Consider the following 17,264-nt stretch of genomic DNA (forward strand, 5'->3'; position numbering starts at 1 on the left):
TCACCTTCCCGCCCCATGGCTGGTGTCGATGGCGACGTCTGCCGGCATTCCCGGCTTGATGGCGCCGTCCTGGTTGTCCATCACCACGTTGACTGCGAAGACCAGCTTCACCCGCTCTTCCTGCGTCTGCACATTCTTCGGCGTGAACTCCGCCTGTGGGGACACATAGCTCACCCGCCCGGCGAACTCCCGTCCGGGGAAGGTGTCCACCTTGATACGGACCGGCGCCCCGATGCGGACCAGTCCGATGAGGCTTTCGGGGATGTAGACCCGGACCCAGGGCCTCGAGATGTCCGTGACCGTTGCCACCGGCCGGCCGGCCCCCAGGGTCTCGCCCCTCTCGGCGTGGGTCCGCGTGATCATGCCCTCCACCGGTGCCGTCACCCGCAGGTCCCCCAGCAGGACTCGCGCGGCCTCCACGGCCGCCTGCGCCTCGGCCAGCTGGGCCCGGGCACCCTGGATGGCCGCGGGCCGGTAGCCGCTCTGGAGGAGCTTCAGCCGCTCCTCGGAGGCCCGGTACTGCTCCACGGCCACGGCGGCGGCCGTCGTGTCCTTGTCGCGGCGCTGCCGGCTGACGGCGCCTCCCCCGTAGAGCGCCTCCGAACGCCTGGACTCCGCTTCAAGGTTCGTCAGGTTCGCCCGGGCCAATTCGGCCTGGGCGCGCACCTCGGCAATCTCCTGCGGGCGATACCCCGACTGGAGATCCTGCAGACGCGCCCGGGCCACCTGTTCCGCGGCTTCGGCCTGATGGAGGCGGGCCACCGCCTCGCGGTCATCCAGCGCGCCCAGCAGGTCGCCAGCCTTGACGTGGCTGCCTTCCTCCACCGGCCGGTCGCGGAGGACCCCGGGCACCCGGAATGACACGAGGACTTCGGTGGCGTCCACAGTGCCGGAAGCGAGCACCGGTCCTCCGTCCCGCCGGCCATGCCAGGGCCCGAGCCTCCAGATCGCCAGGCCCCCCAGGACAGAGGCCAGGATGGCTGCGATGACCAGTTTCTTCTTGTTCATGGGACTCTCCTCGCGAGTTGGAATGCTCCGGCGACGCGCCAAGGCGGCCGTGGGCAGGACGGCGGGTCAGAATTCGAACCCCGAAAGCGGCGCGCCCACGTGGCGGGTGGCCGGAGCCTCCCGCCGGCCTGCCCCTGCCGGGTCCGAGGGCCCGGCCGCGCCTCCATCTGCCGAGACCGGCTTGAAGCTGTCGGGCGCGAGCTCGCCGACCGCCCTCAGCAGCCGCGCCTGGCTCACCGCGATGTCGTACTCGGCCTGGAGGCGGGTGGCCACGGCCCCCCACCGGGCCGACTCCGCGAGCAGGAGATCGGTGATGGTGCTCTCTCCGCTGTCGTACCGCAGAGTCTCGATGCGCAGCACCTCCTCGGCCTCCGACTCACCCTGGAGGGCCGTCGCCAGCCTTGCCTGCGCCTCGGAGAGGGTTCCACGCGCCTGCTGGACCTCCGCCGCGAGGCGGTTGCGCACGTCCTCTTGCATGAGCTGGACCCGCCTCTCCTCGAGCCGGGCCTGGGAGACCCGCCGGCGTCGGACCGCTCCGTCGAAGAGCGGGATGGACAACTGGAGGCCCGCCTGCCAGTCGTTGTACACCGTCGAATCGCTTCCCGCGGCCTTCTGCGCCCTGGCCACCAGGTTGAGCTGCGGGAGGCGGTCGCCGCGGGCAATGTCGGTTTTCGCCCCGGCCGCCTTCTCCATGGCCTGAAGCTCCAGGAGGTCGGGGCGATGCCGGAGGGCGCGGCCAAGGGCCGCTTCCTCCGTGCCCGGGACCGCCGGTGCGGTCCCGCCGAAATCGGCCAGAACCGATGCCGGGCGGCTGTCCCCCATGAGCGAGGCCAGCAGGGAAAGGGCGTCCCTCTCCCCCTGCGCGATGGCCATCTCGTCATGGCGGGCCTGGGACAGCTGCGTCTGGAGCCGGATGAGCTCGAGCCGCGCGGCCCGCCCATGCTCGATGCGCAGGCCGATGTCCTTCTCCTCCCGCTCGAGCGCCGTCAGCCGGGCATCCAGCGCCTTCCTGAGATGATTGAAATGAAGCGCCCTGGCGTAGGTGGCCACCACGTTGAACAGGAGGTCCTGCCCACTGCTGCGGAGGGCCTGGACCGCCGCCTCCCGGTGCTGTGCCGCCAGCGTTTCTCCAGCGGCCAGCTTCCCCCCGCTGTAGACCGGCAGGGTGAGGGTGACGCCAAGGGTGGAGATGTCCTTGTCCATGGGCGGGAAGACCCCCGCCTGGCGGATGGGCGTGACCAACGACGGGTAGCCGTAGTGCGTCACGCCGCCATAGAGGTCGAGCTTGGGATAGTGCTGGCCGCGGGCGATGTCCTGCTCCAGCGTCTGGCGCGCCACCTCGACCTGCCGGCTGCGGATGGCAGGGTTGGCCTCTGCGGCCCGCCGCATCGCCTCCCACAGGGTCAGCGGCTCCTCGGCCATCGCCTGCATCCCTCCGAGGAGGGCCATCGGCAAGAGCAACCATCGCGCGGGCATCTTCATGTGCGACTCCATCCAAGGGTGGGGGGGGGCGGCTGGCGCCGGACCGGGTGGCTTCCGGGGAGGACCTCGGCCGTGCCCGGATTTGAGAGTAAATAAAAATTTACTTACTTCAACCTTTTTTGTTTACCTTTGTTTTCTTTTTTAAATAAATATTGATATTAAATATATTTATGATTAACAGACGACCCGGCGGTCGTCAGGAGACCCCCGAGGGGCAGGCTCCCGCCCACGGGTGGCCAGGCCCCGGCTTCCTGCCCCAGATCACAGCGGGTGCCGGCGGGCCGGCCTCAGGCCTTTCGCGCAGGCCTTGTGCGAACGGCCGGGGCCGTGGGCTTGAGCAGGGTCAGCAGGGTATCCAGCGCCCTCGCCGGGTCCGGCCGCTCGAATCCCAGGCCATCCTTGGGCAGGGCCATCAGGAAGGACAGGTGCTGGAGGGTCCCGAGGACCGTGACCAGCAGGTCTTCGGCCGCAATGTCCCGCCGCACCAGGCCCGCATCCGCGGCCTCCCTCAAGATGTCGAGAAGGTACCCGCGGGTGTGCCCCACCAGGCCCCGGAGCTTGGCGGCCGCATCCTTCGGCAGGGCCTTGGCGAACTGGTCGGAGAAGATGAGGCGGGCGATCCCCAGGTTCTTCCCCACCGCCTCGGCCCGGGCGAGGAAGAGCCGCGACAGGCGCTCCAGGGGCGGCAGCTGCGGGTCCGGGAAGGCCGACCCGACGAGGTCCACCACCCGGTCGGCCACCTCTTCGAGGATCTCGGTCCTGGATTTGAAGTGCCGGAAAGGCGCCCCGGGAGTCACCCCCAGCTCCGCCGCCAGGTTGGCGAAGGTCAGCTCCGCAATGCCCTTCTCGCCGATGACGCGCAGGGCAGCATCGGCGATCTCGATACGTTTGGCCGTCGTCTCCCGCCGAACAGGGGTCAAGGGTGATGGTCCTTTCCGATGCCAGCGAACGGCTCGCCGGTGAAGAGATCCTAGCAAGATCCCCCGCGGTCAAGCCCGGGACGGCTCATCGAAGCCCCCCACGGCCGGCTGGCCTGGTCCGAAGGATTCCCATTGCGCCCTCCAGCCTCCGTCGGCACACTTGGCAGACCATGATTCCTGTCGCGACCCTCAACCCGATCCCCAGCCAGCCCATCCCCGGTGCGCCGGTGGGAGGGATCTGAGCCCGTCGCCAAGCCGATCCGCTCACTTCACCCCCGGTGCCCACCAGCCCGGGGGTTTTTCTTTCGGCAGTTCCCATGACCCATCGATCGGAAGCCTCTCTCGGCCGGGCGAACCTCGCCCGGGCGAAGCGCATCGTGCTGAAGCTCGGCACGCAAGTCGTAGTGGATACCGAAGGCAGACCGGCCTTGAGCCGCCTGTACGGCCTGATGGAAACCGTGGCCGCCCTCCACCGCCGGGGGGCGCAACCCGTGCTGGTGTCTTCAGGCGCGGTGGGCCTTGGAGCCCGACAGCTCGGCATCAAGCCCGAAGGCCTGTCGCAGAAACAGGCCTGCGCCGCGGCCGGGCAGGGCCAGCTCATGTCCATCTACCAGGAGGGCTTCGCGCGCATGGGCCTGTGCGCGGCGCAGGTGCTGCTCACCGAGGACGACTTCGCCGATCCCCTCCGCCACGGCAACCTCCGGCGCACGCTGGAGACCTTGCTGGAACTGGGGGCAATCCCCGTGCTGAACGAGAACGACACCGTCTCCACCTTGGAGCTGGAGCGCCCTTCTCCGGGTCGTAACCCCATCTTCAGCGACAACGACCATCTGTCGGCCCTGGTGGCCGCCCATCTCGAGGCCGATCTCCTGGTCCTCCTGTCCGACGTGACGGCCCTGCACACCCGGAACCCGGGCCTGCATGCGGACGCGACGCCCCTGGCTGAGATCCCCTTCGGCGCCGATCTTCAGGTCACGCTCGAGGGCACCTCGGGCCGTGGCCGGGGCGGCATGGTCAGCAAGGTGGCGGCGGCCCGAGCCGCCACCCAGGCTGGCGTACCCGTGGTGCTGGCCTCGGGCCTTACCATCGGAGTGCTCGATCAGATCCTCGCCGGCGAATCCATTGGCACCCTTTTCCTCGCCGGCCCCAGGGGAGTCCAGTCATGAGCGAAGCCTCTTTGAGCCCCCTTCAAATCCAGGCCATGGCCCAGGGCGCGAGGGATGCGTCCCGTCGTTTGGCCACCACGCCCTCCAAGGTCCGTTCGGCGGTTCTTCTTCGGCTGGCCGACCTGTTGGAGCGTCAGGCACCTGCCCTCCTCGTGGCGAATGCCGAAGATATCCGGGCGGCTGGAGACAGCCTCCCCGCCGCCACCCTCCAGCGCCTCCACCTGGATGCTTCCAAGGTGGCGGCGATGGCCCAGGGGGTCCGCGCGGTCGCGACCCTGCCTGATCCCCTCCACCAGGTCCAGCTGCATCGGCTGCTGGATGACGGCCTCGAACTCACCCGCGTCACCTGCCCCCTGGGCGTGCTTTGCGTGGTGTTCGAGGCGCGGCCGGACGCCTTGATCCAGATCAGCGCCCTGGCCCTCAAGAGCGGCAACGCCGTGCTGCTCAAGGGTGGCAGCGAGGCCCGCCATTCCAATGCCGCGCTGTTGGCCCTGGTCCGACAGGCGCTGGTGGAGGAGGGGCTACCCGAACCCGCGGTCCAGGGCCTGCCGGATCGCGAGGCTGTGGCGGCTCTGCTGCAGCGTCCCGACCTGGTAGATCTCGTGATTCCCCGCGGCTCCCGGGAGCTGGTGCAGAGCCTCCAGGCCGCCACCCGCATCCCCGTGCTGGGTCACGCGGATGGGGTCTGCCACATGTACCTCGACGCGGCCGCGGCCACCGCCATGGCCGTGGCCCTGGTGCGGGACGCGAAGCTGCAGTACCCGGCGGCCTGCAACGCGGTGGAGACGGTCCTCATCCACCGCTGGGCCGCGGCTCGCCTGCTGCCGGCCCTGGTGGAGGATCTCGTTCCCCGGGGCGTGGAGCTGCGCGGCTGTCCCGCCTGCCTGGCCCTTGTACCCACGCTCGGGAAGGCCATGGAAGCCGACTGGGATGCGGAATACGGCGCCCCCATCCTGGCCCTGAAGGTGGTGGCGGATCTCGACGAGGCCCTGACCCACATCCGCGCCCACGGCAGCGGCCACACGGAAGCCATCGTGACCGAGGACCACGCGGCCGCTGCCCGCTTCCTGGCTGAGGTCGATGCGGCCGGCGTCTTCCACAACGCCTCCACCCGCTTCGCCGACGGCTACCGGTATGGGTTCGGGGCCGAGGTCGGCATCAGCACCGGCCGCATCCATGCCCGCGGACCCGTGGGGCTCGAAGGCCTGCTCAGCTACCGGTACCTCCTCCTCGGGCATGGACACTGCGTGGAGGACTATGCCGGCCCTTCCGCCCGACCGTTCAAGCATCTTGATTTCACCACTGGCTCATAACCATCAGTTATTGATATATAAGGTTCTATAACTTGAGCCCATGGCCTGGGCTGGTAATCTTAACCAATGCTTGTCGCCCCCGGGTTGCCGCAGGGGCGACATTTTCGTATCGGGAGGATCCATGGCTGCCCTTCTCTCCCCTGAAACGCCCGCCTTTGCCGTGCCTGAGGCCAACCTCGTCCCGGTGAGCGACCATCTGAAACGCCTGGCGCCGATTCCCGCCTCCCGCATGTTCCTCATCAACAAGTCCCTGAAGGTGTTCCAGGAGAAGCAGCCAGGCGTCCCGGTCTTCGACGCCAGCCAAGGTGACGGCGGGGCCTCGCTCCCGGGCGTGCCCGAGGCGCTGCTGGATCGGGCCTTCGAGCTGCAGAAGCAGCATGGCACCGCCTACGACATGCCCTTCGGCACCGAGGCGTACCGCAAGAGCGTGGCGGAAACCTACTGGAAGCTGGCGCCGGACACGGGCTGGGGCACGGCCAATGTCATCGGTACCCAGGGCGGCCGCGACGGCCTGCAGAAGGCCTACCAAGCCATGCTGGCCCTGGGCCACGGCCGCCAGGGCGATGTGGTCGTGGTCAGTCGCGTGCCCTGGATCAGCTACAACTGGGGGCCCTACGGCATCGGCGCCAACGTGATGTGGGCTCCGGGCCGGGCCGAGGAAGGCTGGGCCTACTCCGAGGACGGCATCCGCGCCTGCGTCACGGAAGCCGCGAAGTCGAACCGCAAGATCGCGGGCCTCGTCATCACCAGCCCCGACAATCCCACGGGCCAGACCCTCACGCTGGAGCGCCAGATCGCCCTGGCCCGCACCGCGTTGGAAGCCGGCGTGGCCTATGTCCTCTTCGACTGGATGTACCACGCGGTGGGTGATGGCGAGCCCTACGATGTGAATGTCCTCCTGCGCGCCTTCGAGCCCGCGTTGCGCAAGCATCTGATGGTGCTCGACGGCCTCACCAAGAGCCTCGGCGGCTCCAACATCCGCAACTGCCATCTGCTGGCGGACGCGGAGGTGGTCAAGGTCATCGTGGCCCAGGCCTCGCACACCGTGATCCCCTCCTTCTTCAGCCTGGCCGTGGCCATGGCCGCCTATGAGAAGGGCTTCGCCACCGCCAGCGCCCCCATCGCAAGCCCCACCCGCACCAGCCGCGCCTGGCTGCGCGGCTACCTGAAGGAGCAGAAGCTCACCCACATCATCGGCCAGGGCTACTACGCCTTCATCAAGGTGGCGGATTCCTTCGCGGCCAAAGGCTGGGCCGATTCCGAGCCCATGGGCCAGTATCTGGCCGAAGAGCACGGCGTGGCCGTCGTTCCGGGCGCGTTCTTCAGCCCCTACGGCGCCGAGTGGATCCGCTTCTCCTACGCCACCCCCGTCGAACGCACCCAGGGTGCCGCCGAGCGGCTCGTGGCGGCGCTCAAGTCCCTTCAGAGTTGAAAAAGATTCACCACCAAGACACCAAGGCACCAAGAAAAGAAGAAAAAGGCTTGTTCAGTTCTTGGTGCCTCGGTGGTGATGAGTTTTTCTTTAGCCGATTGATCCGGAGCACCCGTGTTCGACTTGAACGCCTTCGTCGAGAAGTTCCAGCTGGCACGCCAGACGGCGCTGGAGACCCGACCCTCGGGCGGCCTCTGCGGGTTGGAGCTGGAATGGAACCTGGTGGACCCGCAGTTCCGCCCGTTGCTCACCGTGGGCACGGGGCCGGATCGCATGTCGTTCGTGGACCACCTGCGGACCAAGGTGCTGGCCCCCTGGACGGAGGAGTACCACCAGCTGGAAGTCTTCCACTGGATGATCGAGTGGGTCACGCGGCCCTACCACACGCCCAAGGGCGCGGTGTACGAAGGCCGCCTGCTGGAGGCCGCCCTCATCAACGCCCTCCACAAGGCGGGTCGCGCCTTCGGGGAACCCCTGCACTACTGGCACGGCAATCTGCTCGTGCTGCCAGAGATCGGGCCCGACTGCGTGCCCATGTCCTGGCACCTGGCCAAGCGACGCTACCTGCAGCGCTGCGTCGAGATCTACGGCACCGAGCTGGCCACCGCCGGTACCCACTCCAACCTGAGCCTGCCCGAACCCATGCTGGCCTGGGACTTCATGCACCTGCCCGACGCGCAGCGTGGTGACAACCATCTGGACGCCTACAAGAACAAGGTCTACATCACCAGCACGCGGCTCATGCGGGCCTTCGCGGCGCTCTTCATCGCCACCAGCGCCAGCACACCGCTCCAGGCCTCGGAGGAGGACGGCAAGCCCGTCGTCCGGCTCACGCCCTATGAATCGGTGCGGAACCTCACCTTCCCGAACCCACCCGCCCTGGACGTGCCGGATCTGAACCGCAGCCACGCCGACTACCTGCGCCTGTCCTACGATCTGGTGCGCCGCGGCGTGCGCTTCGGCAACAACAATTGGATCCCCGTGCGCGCCCGCTCCCAGGTCGAGCCCGTGGAGCGCCTCATCCAGGTCACCAGCGACCAGCTGCATGACATCTACGCCCGAGGCCTCTTCGCCGCCGGAGAAACCCGGAACGTGGAGGACATGGCCGCGCAGATCGAGCGGCAGAACCTCTTCGCCCGCATCGACCTGCCCATGGCCCGCGTGGAAGTGCGCACCGACGATCCCGGCCACGAGCTGGCCCTCGATGTCGCCAACCTCACCCTTAAGCACCTGCTGCTGCTCCGCTTCTATGCCGATCCCGACTTCGCCCGCGGGTTCCGCTATGACGCCGAGGACATCACCAGGGCCCGCCGCAACGAGGAACTGGCGGCCAAGGAAGGCCTGAATGCCGTCATCGAGGATCCCCTCACCGCCAAGCCCGTGGCCATGCGCGTCTTCCTGGCCTGGACGCTCAACCAGCTGCGGCCGCTGGCCGAGGCGCTTGGTTTCTGGGAGGATCTCCAGCCGCTGCAGGAGATGGTCGAAGGCGCGCCCAGCACCGCCGAGAAGATGCGCCAGAAGCTGAAGGCCAAACTCGGCACCTCGGACATCGTTCCGCCCGCCCTCCTCGTCGAGCTGGCGGAAGCGCGGAAGGCCCAGGTCCGCGAGGAAGTGGAGACCGTCACCGGCCACCTGGCGGACCTCGGCGCAGAGCAGAACAAGCTCCAGGACTTCGTGGAGCACGCCCGGGACGAGGTGCATCTGGATCCCCAGGCCCCCGTGCGGTTCCGGCCCCAGCCCGAAAAGCTGGTGGAATCAGGGTTCGTGACCAAGACCGCGGAAGTGTTGTCTGTCTCCCAGCGGCTGATCCGCATCCCCAGCGTCACCGCCTGCCCCGAGGAACGCATGCCCGAGATCCACCGGGCGGCCACCTTCATCTACGACTACCTGCGCAACCACGGCGTGCCCGTCCGCTACTTCGATCAGGCCACCTTCCCCGCCGTGCTGGCCCACTTCCCTGGCGGCGAGCAGGCCCCGGTCATGCTCTGCGGCCACTTCGACGTGGTCGAGCCCGAGCCCGACGACAGTCAGTTCGAGCCGAAAATCGAGGGCGACTACCTCTGGGGCCGCGGTGCGGCGGACATGAAGACCGTGCTCTCCACTTACCTGGTGTGGATGAAGGACACCCTCAAGAAGGGGGCTCCCTACCCGCCCGTGAGCCTCCTCATGCTCGGCAACGAGGAGAATGGCGAGCTCGAGCCCATGGGCACGCCCCACGTCCTGAAGGTGCTCAAGGAGGAAGCGGGCTATGAACCGTCCTTCTTCGTAGCCGGCGAGCGTACCGGCGAGAAGGGCACAGAACTGTGGGGCGAAGTTTGCACCCAGAACCGCGGCGTCCTCCGCTTCGAGCTGGTGGCCAAGGGCACCCGCGGCCACAGCGGCCTGGCGGGAGGCAGCGATCTCACCGAGCGCCTGTTGGGCGCCCGCGAGGCCCTGCGCGAGATGTTCGCGAAGCGCCTCACCCTCAAGGCCTCGGACGGCTGGCAGTCCCTGGCCCGCTTCGCCTACATCCAGGTGGGCACCCCTGGGGTCTACAACATCACGCCAGACCGCGGCGCCCTGGGCGTGGAACTCCGGCCCATCCCCCAGGACGACATCTCGAGCCTGCGCGCCGCCATCGAAGCCATGGCTGCGGAACGGGAGCTGGAATTCGTGCCCGCAGCCTGGGAACCCGGCGTGGCCTGCGACCCGGAGAATCCCTATCTCAAGGCCCTGCTGGGGGGCATCGAAGCTGCGGGTGGCGACATCCGTATCGGACGCAAAGGGGCTGGCACTTCCGCCCGCTTCGCGCCGAAGGGCCAGGGCGTGGTCTGGGGCCAGACCGGCATCGGCCCTCACGCCGCCGGCGAGCGCCACTATATCCCCAGCATCGATCCCTACTACCGCGCCCTGGATGCCTTCGCGGCGAAACTGCGGAAAGCGTAGACAGGATTAACAGGATGAGGGCAAGGGACTGCTATTAGTCAGAGGAGCCGATTACATCAGTGTCCGGGTTGGACAGGTGCTTAGAGGAAAATGGGTGTCTGGTGGCTCTGATAACGATAACGAAAGAAGGGACGGTGCAAGCCTAGACCCGGACTGTCGAGCCGGAGTCCCTGGTTACGATTAGGTCATGAAACATCACCTCCTGCTTATGATGTTCACCCTGGTATGCACAGGTTGCACGCATACCATCTTGGCCCGTCGGTTGGTCAGAGCCCCGAATCTTCAGTCGACACCGTCTCTCAAGTTTGGTGCCACGACCGATGTCTTCACGGCTGTGTCGGTGACCGCCCGCACTCCTGAGATCCTACTGAAAGCAACGGTAGTTGAGCCTGGAGACTGGCACTTGGTCTACAACGATTCTCAGCAGAAATCGGAGAATGCGTTCGTGGCTGAGGTTCAGATGTCCTTTAAGAAACCCGAAGTATTCATAGTCGAGCCAAAGGGCACTGTGATCCTCCTCCACGGGTTCGGACTGCAAAAGGAGCAGATGCTTCATTGGGCTGTCTCCCTGGCCCAGCAGGGATTTCGCTGTGTGATGGTGGATCTCAGGGGACATGGAGGGTCATCAGGGAAATGGGTCGGCTTTGGCGCATTCGAGGTAGAGGACATGCGGTCTGTCCTGGATGCTTTAATTGCACGTCGACTGGTGCCGGGTAAAGTCGGAGTGATCGGGGTGTCGCTGGGAGCCAGTGTGGCCATCCAGTGGGCCGGCGCCGATCCCCGAATCGCGACTGTTGTTGCTATTGAGCCGTTTGCAGACCCCCAGTCAGCCATTGGAACCATGGTCCAACAGTTCCCTCCATTCAGACGACTGCTCTGGTGGGTGCCCGAGAGCACGATCCAACAAGCCATCCAGGGAGCACCCGGAGAAGCAGGATTCAAATGGGCCGAGGTGGATGTACCGAAGGCCGCGATGGCCGTCAAAGGTCCGATCCTATTCATTCACGGGGCAGACGATAAAATGGTTCCCCCTGATCATAGCCAACGGCTGAGTGCTGGTTCCCCGATCGGAAGCCGTTTACTCATTCTTCCGGGAGAGGACCACATTTCGTTGGCCATTCGACTTCAACCCATAGATGTGGTTGTCCACGATTGGTTCAAGCAGAATCTGGCAGAAAATCCACCGTCGAAGTAATTCGACCTATTGCCCATTAGATTTTAATCCTGTTAATCCTGCCTTTCATCCTGTTAATCCTGTCTCCGCTCTTCCCTCAGAAATCCAGGTTCTCCGTCATCCGAGTCCCGTCCTTCTTGAAGGTCTCGAAGAACCGGGCGATGCGCTGCTCGGCCTCGGCCAGGTCCTCCAGGCCCAGGTTCAGGTTGAGGAGATCCACGTACCAGGGGGCCTTCACGGGGCTGTTGACGTAGGCCTGGACGATAGCCCGGGCCACAGGCAGCGTGGTGTCCTTGGAGTCGTCGTGGACGTCGCGATTGCTGGCCTTGCGGAGCTTGGCGTACTCCTCGTCCACCAGGCGCGCGAAGAGGGCGGGGGTCAGCCGGTCGCCCACGGCCGTGCCGGTGGCGGCATCGGCCTCTGTGAAGGCCGCGCCCTTGTGCAGCCACTCCCAGAGGATGGAGAGGCGGATCTCGCCCGTGGCCATGTCCTCCATGAGGTAGAGCACATCATCGTTGCCGAAGAAGTCCGCGGGCTTGAGCGCCGCCGCCTGGAAGCCGCGCAGGAAGGCGTTGCCGTACTGGAGGGCCACGGAGAGCAGGTCCCGGGCCCCCGCGATGGTGCGGGGTGCGGGCTCTAGCTGCATCAGGCCGGCGGCATCCTCGGGCCCGTAGGCCAGGGCCGGAAAGGCGCGCCCCATCTGATTGGCCTGGCCTACGCGCTCCCACACGGGGCGCACGATGTGCACCATCTTCCAGTGGGCCACCCACTTGCCCGAGGCGCCCTCGCGCTGCTCGCGCTCGGCGCCGGCCACGGCGCGCTTCATGCTGGCGGTGACGCCAGTCTCGCTGCCCACGGGGATGTTGGGCTCCATGCCGCCCTGCCAGAGGGCGAAGCGGCCGTTCCGGTCCGGCGTGTTCATGGCCCGGCGCACGCGGTCCTCGTAGGTGCGCATGTAGCCGTAGGTCATGGTGATGGCGCTGATGTCCGGGTTCACGAAGGCCTTGTCCCAGGCCAGGGCGTCCGAGACGCTGTTGATGTAGTCCCAGCGGCCCGTGTTGAAGCCTACGAAGTGGGGGGACAGGGCGGCGCGGATCTCCATGAGCTGGAAGCACTGCTCCAGCTGCTCCACCAGCACGTAGGCCTTGATGGTGCCCACGGCGAGGCCCAGGTGCTCCTCCAGGGCCACCAGCATGGCGTTGAAGAGGGCCGCATCCTCGGCGGTCTGGGTCTTGGGCAGGTAGAGGACGAGGCTGCGGCCTAAGGCCCGGAGGCGCTCGTGGTTGTTCACCACGTAGAGCACCATGTCGGCGATGGAGGCGGAGAAGCCGTGGCCGTTCCGCCGGATGTGGCGGTCCTCCAGGTGCAGGCCTCGCACACGGAAGATCACGGTGGTGAAGTCCAGCTGCTTGCGCCAGTCCTCGATGATCGGGTGGCCGAAGAACCCTATCGCCCACTGGTTCATCTCGCGGCTGACTTCCTCGGCCACTTCCAGGAAGAGCGGATCCCGGGCGATGGCCAGCTTGAGGTTGCGGTGGTTGTCGAGTGACATGGTGTCCACCTGGCCCAGGGCGTCCTCGCCGTCGAACATCCAGCCGTCCGCGCCGGAGAGCAGGGCATAGGCGACGTTGCGAATGCCAGAGCGGACATCCGAGCGCGGCTTGGTGGCCGGACCCGTGCCCTGGATCCACTGGCGCTGGAGGTCCGGCGGGATCACGGCCCCGTCGAAGTTCCCGGCGCGGGCGTCGGCGACGGTGAAGGACTTGCCTGGGATCAGGACCGTGGGATCCAGGAAGCCGATGCGCTCACCCGCTTCGGCCCGGCGCTTCCGCAGAGCCAGGCGCGCAGCCATGCGCTCCCGACGGCGGTCGTCCAGGGGAGCCAGGGCCTCCAGGGCGCGGATCGCCTCCGGCGTGTAGACATCCGGATAGCTGGACAGGACGGCGTCTCGGAACTCGAGGGTCGTGGTCATGGGGCGCTCCAGGTCGAAAGTGTGTATAGACAATTGCAGATGTTCCCCCGACGGCAAGGGGCTACCTGGCGTCAACCGCGCAGCGCCATGCCCACCTTCACCAGGCGGCAGGCCCGGGCGGCGGCGGCCTCCACCAGGGCGGCGCCCTGGCCCATGCAGTCTTCGAGGCTCATGGGCTGGGGGACGGTGGTGGCCAGGGCGTCGATGCCATGGCGCAGCACCTCGTCGGCGCCATCGCCCAGGCCCCCGGCGATGCAGATGACGGGTACGCCATGGCGCTTGGCCACCGCCGCCACGCCCACGGGTGCCTTCCCCATGGCGGTCTGGAGATCCGTGCGGCCTTCGCCGGTGATGAGCAGGTCCGCGCCCTGGACCAGGGCCTCGAAGCCCGTGGTCTCCAGCACAATGGAGACGCCGGGCCGCAGGCTGGCCGGCGTGAAGAACAGCAGGCCCGCCCCGAGGCCCCCGGCAGCGCCGGCACCAGGGAGCAAGGCGATGTCGCGGCCGGTAGCGGCGGTGGCCACACTGGCGAAGACACCAAGGGCGGCATCTAGTTCCTGCACCATCTCCGGCGTGGCACCTTTCTGAGGGCCGTAGACGGCGGAGGCGCCCCGCGGACCGCAGAGGGGATTGTCCACGTCGCAGGCGACCAGGACGCTGGCCTGGGCGAGGCGCAGATCCAGTCCGGACAGATCGATGCGGGCCAGGCGCGCCAGGGCGGCGCCGCCTTCGTGCAGGTCGCGGCCTTCCGCATCCAGGAAGCGCACGCCCAGGGCCCGGGCCATACCCGTGCCGCCGTCATTGGTGGCGCTGCCGCCGATGCCGATGACGAGCTTCCGCAGGCCCGCCTCGAGGGCCGCCTTCATCAGCTCGCCGGTCCCGAAGGTGCTGGTGATGCGCGGATCGCGGCGTTCCTTGGGCACCAGGGGCAGGCCCGAGGCCGAGGCCATCTCGATGAAGGCGGTGGTGCCGTCACCGGAGATGCCCCAGTGGGCGCGCACAGATTCGCCCAGGGGATCACGCACCTCCGTGTGCATGAGGCGTCCGCCCGTGGCGGCCACCAAGGCCTCCACCGTGCCCTCGCCGCCATCGGCAATGGGCACCTTGAGCACTTCCGCCGCCGGAAACACCGCATGGATGCCCCGCGCCATGGCCTCCGCCACACCGAGGGCCGACACACTGCCCTTGAAGGAATCCGGAGCCACGATGATGCGCATGGGTCGCACCCTCCCTAGAAAGACGAAAGGCTGGGACAGGATGAACAGGATTGGAAAGAAGGATGAACAGGATTCAAAAGCCGACCGTTCTTGAATCCTGTTCATCCAGCCTTTCATCCTGTTAATCCTGTCCACTTCTTTTCAATTCCTTACGGCACGAGTCCCGGGAACATGAACGCGAAGCCGAAGACCATGAGGCCCAGCAGGATCACGTAGGGGATCGTGTACTTGATGGTCTGGCGCATGATCAGGCCTTCCTTGCCGGCCAGGCCCACGGCGGTGGCGGCGATGACGATGCTCTGGGGCGAGATCATCTTGCCCGCGGAGGCGCCCGCGCTGCCCGCCGAGGCCATGAGGATGTCGGACAGGCCCATGCCGTTGGCGGTGAGCTTCTGCAGGTTGCCGAAGAGGGCGTTGGCCGAAGTGTTACTGCCCGTGAGGAACACGCCGAGGGTGCCGAAGAGTGGGCTGAGGAACGGATATACGTTCCGGCTGACCAGGGCCACGATGCCGTTGGCCATGGTGGCCACCATGGAGATCTGCTTGGTGGCGAGATCGCCGACCACCGCCAGCTTGGTCTTGGGATCGATGATGGGCAGAGCCATGTTCATCACTTCGGCGATGGCGAGGATGCTGGCCACCGCGATGAAGGAGGGGATCATCTGCTTGAAGGTCTTGCCGAACTGCTCGCCCATCACACCGTAACTGATGCCCATGAAGGGGAAGGCGATGAGGCCGGCGATGAGCATGATCGTGCCGGGGCTCTGGAGCCAGGTGAACGCGTAGAGCTTGCCGGGGTTGTAGATCTGGGCCTTGAGAAGCACCCACTTCCAGCCGGGTGCGCTGCCGTCGAAGAGCGGCTTGGTGCTGGGCAGGTTCACGGCGATGACGAGCACGGCCAGCAGCAGGTAGGGCAGCCAGGAGAGGAACAGTTCCTTGAAATGGAACTCGCGCCGTTCCTCGGTGGCCGGGGCTTCGCCCTCGAAGAGCCAGGGCTGAGCGTGCTTCTGGAAGTTCAGGTAGAGGGCCGTGGCCACGAGGCAGACCAGGCCCGCCAGCACGGAGGTGAGGTCCGCGCCGATGAAGTTGGAGACGAGGAACTGGGTGATGGAGAAGCTGAGGCCCGAGACCAGGATCGTGCCCAGGGCGCCCTTCAGGCCCTTGGACTTGGACATGGCGTAGACCGTGGCGAAGGCCATGATCAGCGCCAGAGGCGCCATGAAGCGGCCCGTCATCTGGGAGAGCTTCATCACGTCCAGGCCCGTGGTCTTGGCGAGCGTCACGGTGGGGATGGCGAGGGAACCGAAGGGCACGGGACCCGTGTTGGCCACCAGGCACACCAGGGCGGCCATCATCGGGTTGTAGCCCAGGCCGATGAGGATGCTGGCGGGAATGGCCACCGGGGCGCCAAAGCCGCAGATGCCTTCCAGGAAGGCGCCAAAGCCGAAGGCGATGAGCAGGGCCTGCGCGCGGCGGTCCACCGTGAGGTTCGCCATGGCGCCCTGCATCTTGTCCATCCAGCCCGTGGCCTTCAGAACGTTGTAGACCACCAGCGCGCCGAAGGGGATGTACATGATGGGGAAGAGGCCGGTGAGACCGCCCTGGAAAGCTGCCAGCACCGTCACCTTCGCCGGAAAGTGGAACACGAGGATGGCCGCGAGCACCGTCACCAGCAGGGCGATGGGTGCCACCTTCGCCGCGGGTTTCATCAACAGCGGGATGCCGATGAGCAGAACGATGAGGGGCAGCGTGGCTGCAAGGATGCTTAAAAACATTATCGACCTCCGAATCGGTTGCAGAACAGTACCGCGCGACGGTCTGACCACCAAGCCAAAAACACATTTGCGCCACAAGGGCCGGATTCGGTCAGATCCCGGCCCTTGTGGCAACATCTTCCAGAGTGGATTTTATCGGCGCAAATCGCGGCGGTTAGACCACCAGACCTATTTGGTTTGGGTCTTAGGAAGCAAACAGGGTCAAAGCGGATGAGAGCGTAGCAGGTTGAGGAGGGTCTGGTAGAGATCCTCATGGCGGCAATTGAAGCGGAACTCGCATTCCTTGAGGTGGAGGTGGAAGGTCGCCTTGGAGATGCCATTGAATCGGGCGAGGCGGCGCTTGGCGTAGCTCCAGAAGGACTCGATGCCATTAATGTGGCTCTTCCCCCGGGCGAATTCATTGGCGCCGTGGTTGACCCGGTGATGCTTCTGGTAGCCCATATCCACGAGACCGTCGTAAGCCTTCCAACCGTCGCTGTGAATGGTGGTTTTCCGCTTCACGTGACCTCGGATGACCCCCAGCAGTGCGGCTTTGCTGCAATTGGGAACCACCTGGGTGAACACCTGACCTCCGCGCTTCAGGATGCCGAAGACGATGGTCTTGCCTCCGGCACCTCGGCCTCGTTTTCCACGGACCCGATGAGGCCCGAAATAGGACTCGTCGATTTCCACCTGGCCGGAGAAGGGCGACTGGCGCTCGCAGGCCTCAGCCATGCGTCCACGGATGCGGAGGTAGATCGCGTTCACGGAACGCAAACTGATCCCCGTCATCACGGCCGTCTCCGTCGCCGTCAGATCGAGCGCAAAGCACCTCACGAGGTGGCGGAATTTCGCCTCGGAAATCTTTGAACGGGTGTAGTACTTGTTTTCCATAGGATCG

Annotated in this window: 12 protein-coding genes; 5 read left to right on the forward strand and 7 right to left on the reverse strand. The window is 66.4% G+C overall.

The genetic code is table 11. From position 1 onward, the window contains the following. The 3 genes from NOV74_RS05485 to NOV74_RS05495 all read right to left on the reverse strand — a co-directional run bounded on the left by NOV74_RS05485 (window position 1) and on the right by NOV74_RS05495 (window position 3,410). Window positions 1–1,008, reverse strand: a complete 1,008-nt coding sequence (locus NOV74_RS05485) for an HlyD family secretion protein (protein WP_257309974.1) — start codon at window positions 1,006–1,008, stop codon at window positions 1–3. A 66-nt stretch (window positions 1,009–1,074) separates the two neighbouring features. Further along, window positions 1,075–2,490 carry a TolC family protein gene (locus tag NOV74_RS05490; RefSeq protein WP_257309976.1) on the reverse strand — a complete coding sequence of 472 codons (1,416 nt, stop codon included), beginning with the start codon at window positions 2,488–2,490 and terminating at the stop codon, window positions 1,075–1,077. Window positions 2,491–2,777: 287 nt separating this feature from the next. Next, window positions 2,778–3,410, reverse strand: coding sequence for a TetR/AcrR family transcriptional regulator (locus tag NOV74_RS05495; RefSeq protein WP_257309977.1), 633 nt, complete (start codon window positions 3,408–3,410; stop codon window positions 2,778–2,780). 317 nt (window positions 3,411–3,727) lie between these two features. Here NOV74_RS05495 and proB point away from each other — a divergent pair, with 317 nt between their 5' ends. The 5 genes from proB (at window position 3,728) to NOV74_RS05520 (ending at window position 11,441) form a co-directional block, all read left to right on the forward strand. Next, window positions 3,728–4,576 (forward strand): glutamate 5-kinase, encoded by an 849-nt coding sequence (proB, locus tag NOV74_RS05500; protein WP_257309978.1) that lies wholly within the window; start codon window positions 3,728–3,730, stop codon window positions 4,574–4,576. After that, window positions 4,573–5,889, forward strand: a complete 1,317-nt coding sequence (locus tag NOV74_RS05505) for a glutamate-5-semialdehyde dehydrogenase (protein WP_257309979.1) — start codon at window positions 4,573–4,575, stop codon at window positions 5,887–5,889. The genes proB and NOV74_RS05505 overlap by 4 nt, the downstream gene beginning before the upstream one ends. A 121-nt stretch (window positions 5,890–6,010) precedes the next feature. Next, a complete protein-coding gene (locus tag NOV74_RS05510) occupies window positions 6,011–7,321 on the forward strand; it encodes an aminotransferase class I/II-fold pyridoxal phosphate-dependent enzyme (RefSeq protein ID WP_257309981.1) in 1,311 nt (436 codons plus the stop codon). A 114-nt stretch (window positions 7,322–7,435) separates the two neighbouring features. Continuing rightward, entirely contained in the window at window positions 7,436–10,246 is a 2,811-nt protein-coding gene (locus NOV74_RS05515; RefSeq protein ID WP_257309982.1) for a M20/M25/M40 family metallo-hydrolase, read from the forward strand. A gap of 187 nt (window positions 10,247–10,433) precedes the next feature. Continuing rightward, a complete protein-coding gene (locus NOV74_RS05520; protein ID WP_257309983.1) occupies window positions 10,434–11,441 on the forward strand; it encodes an alpha/beta hydrolase in 1,008 nt (335 codons plus the stop codon). A gap of 76 nt (window positions 11,442–11,517) precedes the next feature. Here NOV74_RS05520 and NOV74_RS05525 read toward each other — a convergent pair whose 3' ends face one another. From NOV74_RS05525 to NOV74_RS05540, 4 genes are all read right to left on the reverse strand, one after another. Beyond that, window positions 11,518–13,392 carry an aldolase/citrate lyase/malate synthase family protein gene (locus tag NOV74_RS05525; RefSeq protein WP_257309985.1) on the reverse strand — a complete coding sequence of 625 codons (1,875 nt, stop codon included), beginning with the start codon at window positions 13,390–13,392 and terminating at the stop codon, window positions 11,518–11,520. 71 nt (window positions 13,393–13,463) lie between these two features. Continuing rightward, on the reverse strand, window positions 13,464–14,609 hold the full coding sequence (locus NOV74_RS05530) for a glycerate kinase (RefSeq protein WP_257309986.1): 1,146 nt from the start codon (window positions 14,607–14,609) through the stop codon (window positions 13,464–13,466). A gap of 149 nt (window positions 14,610–14,758) precedes the next feature. Beyond that, window positions 14,759–16,384 carry an L-lactate permease gene (locus NOV74_RS05535; protein ID WP_257309987.1) on the reverse strand — a complete coding sequence of 542 codons (1,626 nt, stop codon included), beginning with the start codon at window positions 16,382–16,384 and terminating at the stop codon, window positions 14,759–14,761. Window positions 16,385–16,585: 201 nt separating this feature from the next. Next, the gene (locus NOV74_RS05540) at window positions 16,586–17,257 is read right to left on the reverse strand and encodes an IS1595 family transposase (RefSeq protein ID WP_257309989.1); all 672 of its coding nucleotides are present in this window, start codon (window positions 17,255–17,257) and stop codon (window positions 16,586–16,588) included. Window positions 17,258–17,264 lie beyond the last annotated feature (7 nt).

The organism is Geothrix fuzhouensis (genome assembly GCF_024609325.1).
Taxonomy (GTDB): domain Bacteria; phylum Acidobacteriota; class Holophagae; order Holophagales; family Holophagaceae; genus Geothrix; species Geothrix fuzhouensis.

Excerpts from the sequence above, each read along its gene's own strand:
- NOV74_RS05485 (WP_257309974.1), bottom strand. The coding sequence starts at position 1,008 with ATGAACAAGAAGAAACTGGTCATCGCAGCCATCCTGGCCTCTGTCCTG.
- NOV74_RS05490 (WP_257309976.1), bottom strand. The coding sequence starts at position 2,490 with ATGAAGATGCCCGCGCGATGGTTGCTCTTGCCGATGGCCCTCCTCGGA.
- proB (WP_257309978.1), top strand. The coding sequence starts at position 3,728 with ATGACCCATCGATCGGAAGCCTCTCTCGGCCGGGCGAACCTCGCCCGG.
- NOV74_RS05505 (WP_257309979.1), top strand. The coding sequence starts at position 4,573 with ATGAGCGAAGCCTCTTTGAGCCCCCTTCAAATCCAGGCCATGGCCCAG.
- NOV74_RS05510 (WP_257309981.1), top strand. The coding sequence starts at position 6,011 with ATGGCTGCCCTTCTCTCCCCTGAAACGCCCGCCTTTGCCGTGCCTGAG.
- NOV74_RS05520 (WP_257309983.1), top strand. The coding sequence starts at position 10,434 with ATGAAACATCACCTCCTGCTTATGATGTTCACCCTGGTATGCACAGGT.
- NOV74_RS05525 (WP_257309985.1), bottom strand. The coding sequence starts at position 13,392 with ATGACCACGACCCTCGAGTTCCGAGACGCCGTCCTGTCCAGCTATCCG.
- NOV74_RS05530 (WP_257309986.1), bottom strand. The coding sequence starts at position 14,609 with ATGCGCATCATCGTGGCTCCGGATTCCTTCAAGGGCAGTGTGTCGGCC.
- NOV74_RS05535 (WP_257309987.1), bottom strand. The coding sequence starts at position 16,384 with ATGTTTTTAAGCATCCTTGCAGCCACGCTGCCCCTCATCGTTCTGCTC.
- NOV74_RS05540 (WP_257309989.1), bottom strand. The coding sequence starts at position 17,257 with ATGGAAAACAAGTACTACACCCGTTCAAAGATTTCCGAGGCGAAATTC.